4 protein-coding genes and 2 pseudogenes are annotated in these 3230 nt (G+C 66.7%); 2 read left to right on the top strand and 4 right to left on the bottom strand.

What is annotated here, in order from left to right; translation table 11 throughout:
- The 3 genes and pseudogenes from QOC69_RS27205 to QOC69_RS27195 all read right to left on the bottom strand — a co-directional run.
- Window positions 1–266: pseudogene (locus QOC69_RS27205) on the bottom strand (IS607 family element RNA-guided endonuclease TnpB); the annotation flags it as partial.
- A pseudogene (locus QOC69_RS27200) lies at window positions 263–514 on the bottom strand (IS607 family transposase); the annotation flags it as partial. The pseudogenes QOC69_RS27205 and QOC69_RS27200, both read right to left, overlap by 4 nt.
- A gap of 32 nt (window positions 515–546) precedes the next feature.
- Window positions 547–885, bottom strand: a complete 339-nt coding sequence (locus tag QOC69_RS27195; protein WP_526445533.1) for a DUF8820 family protein — start codon at window positions 883–885, stop codon at window positions 547–549.
- A gap of 236 nt (window positions 886–1121) precedes the next feature.
- Here QOC69_RS27195 and QOC69_RS27190 point away from each other — a divergent pair, with 236 nt between their 5' ends.
- Window positions 1122–1511, top strand: a complete 390-nt coding sequence (locus tag QOC69_RS27190) for a hemophore-related protein (protein WP_526445531.1) — start codon at window positions 1122–1124, stop codon at window positions 1509–1511.
- Here QOC69_RS27190 and QOC69_RS27185 read toward each other — a convergent pair.
- Window positions 1508–2104, bottom strand: coding sequence for a TetR/AcrR family transcriptional regulator (locus QOC69_RS27185; RefSeq protein ID WP_526445529.1), 597 nt, complete (start codon window positions 2102–2104; stop codon window positions 1508–1510). The genes QOC69_RS27190 and QOC69_RS27185 overlap by 4 nt on opposite strands.
- Before the next feature lie 88 nt (window positions 2105–2192).
- Between QOC69_RS27185 and QOC69_RS27180 the strand changes: the two genes are divergently transcribed.
- Window positions 2193–3230: aldo/keto reductase (locus tag QOC69_RS27180; protein ID WP_526445527.1), on the top strand; the 1038-nt coding region annotated here is incomplete at its 3' end.

Below are 3230 nucleotides of genomic sequence, written 5' to 3'. Positions count from 1 at the left end.
TTCGCTGCGGTCAACGTCCAGCCCGACGGCACCGAAGTCTCCAGTTCTCCGGAAGCGCTAAACCCGTCATCCGCACCGGAGTACAGCTCGAAGAGCACCGACACCGATTCCAGCGCGGCCCGGTGTGTCTCGAAGTCCGGCCCGACGTCGACATACCGCGACAGCGGTGTCGATCCATCTGGGTTCGGCTTACCGGGAAGTTGGGTCCCTCCGACCAATTCGGCCACCTTCGCTGCCTGGGCGCGGGTGCGCAATGCGACGATCACGGTGCGGTTCCCGCTTCGATCATCCCGCGGACCTTGTTGGCCGCGGCGGGCTTCCCGTATAGCCGAGCGCCCAACGAGGTCAGGATCTCGGTCATACCCCGCACCAGATCGTCGGCGGTCTCCGCAGCATCCACGACCACCAGTGTGCGGTTCTGATCTGACAACGACGCCTCGATGTACTCGGCTGCGAACCTGGCGAAGCGGTATCGATGCTCGACGACGACGGTTGTCACCAACGGATCGCGGACCGCGCGGCGCACCGTGGCTTCGTCGAACGCCATCAATCGCGGACGAACCGGGCCCGTGGATTGGGATCGACCGTCGACTGCACGTCGAACTCCGTCTTGCGGACGACCCGCCAGGCACCGGCGGGCACCTCCAGGTCACGGTGCTGGTCGTGCTCCTTCTGGTGCCACAGCCGGGTCGGCGCGTCGAGGTTGACGTACAGCGTGCCACTGGCGGCGACGATCCTGGCGAACTCGCGGTCGCTGTCGAGGACGTGGTGGTGGCCGGACTCGCTGTGACCGACGATGCAGCTGGTGACCTGCTCGGAGGAACCCGGCGGAATCGAGCTGACCGGGAGCAGCATGACCTCGCCGTGACGAATGGGGATGCGCATTTATATGTCTCCTTTGTGACGTTTGTGGGCGGCGTATGGCGACGTTAACGCGGCGGTACGACAAGTCGGCTCCGCCAAACCGCTTGTGTCCGTTGATCAGCCGACAGATAGTCGGTGACCGTCGCGTCTCGACTCCCAGCCCCGGTTTGCCCGAACGGCGCGCACCGCACCAACGGTCCTGCAATGATTCCTGTACTTCGGCTGTGGTTGTCGGGGATTCTTAGGGGAAGCGCGCAATGACACTGATCAACACGTTCGTCCGCCGTGGCCTGGCCGGTACGGTGGCCGCGGCCGCATTGGGCGCCGTCGTCGCAGGCACCGTTGCAGTGCCGACGGCAGGCGCTGACCCGTGCACGGCCAGCGGGCTGTCCACCACCGCCAGCGGCGTGCTCAGCGCGGCCGGGGGCTACCTGGACGCACATCCTGGTGCCAACGACGTGCTGACCGCCGCGGGCACTCAACCGGCGGACGAGGCGCGGTCTTCGGTGCGGGGCTACTTCACGGCTCACCCTGGCGAGTTCCTCGACCTGCAGGCCATCGCGCGTCCGCTGTCCGATCTGAAGAACCAGTGCGGCATCTCGGTATCGCCGGGTCAGCTCGCGCTGCTGTTCGACGAGATCGCCTAACCGTTCGCGAACACTCCGGCCTCGACCGCCGCCATGGTGACGGCCACCGCCCGTTCGGCGTCGGCGACCGTCAGTGGGTCGGTGTCGGTGAGGAACCGGTAGTAGAGCGGCGCTGATACCTGCCGGATCACCTCGGCCGGGTCGGTGCCCGGTGGTGCCTCGCCTCGAGCGACGGCATCGGTCACGACGGGTGACATTTCGTCGATGCGCCTGCGATAGAAGCTGGCGAGCGCGTTCGCGGTGAGCGCGTCACACGTGGCCGCGGCGATGATCGCCTTGAACAGCCGTCCCTGCCGTTCGTCCGCCAGAGTGCGCCGGATGAGCTTCGCTTGGGCCAGCAGGTCAGTGCGGAGAGCTCCGGTGGACGGTCGGGGCGACGACGTGTCCGCCATGTCGACCAGCAGGTCGGCGACCAGCCCGGGCACCGACCCCCATCTGCGGTAGACGGTCGACTTGCCGGCCCCGGCCCGTTGCGCGACGGCAGTCAGTTCGATGCCCTCCAGCCCGTCCTCGACGAGAAGGTCGGCCGCAGCGCGCAGCACTGCGTCACGGACAGCAGCCGTTCGTCCGCCCGGTCTGGTCGATGCTGGCACCCGGACATCATAACGGGACTCCGGTTTCGTTAGCGCATTCGACGTGCTAGGTTCCTTATCAGGAAGATAGTCTCGTTAAGGAGTGGTGATGGAGTATCGACGGGTCGGCACCTCTGGTCTGGTCGTGTCTGAATTGAGTTTCGGCGCAGCGACGTTCGGCGGGTCGGGCGATTTCTTCAGCGCGTGGGGCAACACCGACGTCGACGAAGCCCGGCGGATCATCGACATCTGCTTGGGCGCCGGTGTCACGCTGTTCGACACCGCCGACGTCTACTCCGACGGCGCCTCCGAGGAGGTGCTCGGCGCCGCTCTGGTGGGCAGGCGTGACCAAGTGCTGATCTCGACGAAGGCCGCGCTGCCGCTCGGCGAGGGGCCGGGGGATGCGGGGACGTCGCGGCCGCGCCTGATCGCTTCGGTCGAGAAGGCGCTGCGTCGGCTGCGGACCGACCGCATCGATCTGTTTCAGCTGCACGCCTACGACGCACACACCCCGGTCGACGAGGTCGTCGAGACCCTCGACGTACTCGTCGCACAGGGCAAGATCCGATACACCGGGGTGTCCAACTTCTCGGGATGGCAGCTGATGAAGTCGCTTTCGGCCGCCGACGCGGCGCATCGGCCCCGCTATGTCGCCCATCAGGTGTACTACTCGCTGATCGGGCGGGACTACGAATGGGAACTGATGCCGCTCGGTCTGGATCAGGGGGTCGGCGCCTTGGTCTGGAGCCCGCTGGGATGGGGACGCCTGACGGGCCGGATCCGCAGGGGAACAGCGCTGCCCGAACGGAGCAGGCTGCACGTGACGGCGGATGCCGGTCCGCCCGTCGATGATTCGCTGCTCTTCGACGTCATCGACCAACTCATCGCGATCGCCGACGAGACCGGAAGGACGGTTCCCCAGGTCGCGCTGAACTGGCTGTTGCGGCGCCCGACCGTGTCCTCGGTGATCATCGGTGCGCGCGATGCCACGCAGCTGTCCGAGAACCTCGGCGCCGTTGGCTGGGCGCTGAGCGAGGACCAGGTCGCCCGGCTCGACGCGATCAGCCATCGCGAAGCGCCGTATCCGTACTTTCCGTACTTCCGGCAGGACGGTTTCGCGCGACTGAACCCACCGGTGTTTCCGAGC

It is taken from the genome of Mycobacterium sp., assembly GCF_032162105.1.
GTDB lineage: Bacteria > Actinomycetota > Actinomycetes > Mycobacteriales > Mycobacteriaceae > Mycobacterium.
This window is presented reverse-complemented; position numbering and strand designations above follow the sequence as displayed.

Excerpts from the sequence above, each read along its gene's own strand:
- QOC69_RS27195 (WP_526445533.1), bottom strand. The coding sequence starts at position 885 with ATGCGCATCCCCATTCGTCACGGCGAGGTCATGCTGCTCCCGGTCAGC.
- QOC69_RS27190 (WP_526445531.1), top strand. The coding sequence starts at position 1,122 with ATGACACTGATCAACACGTTCGTCCGCCGTGGCCTGGCCGGTACGGTG.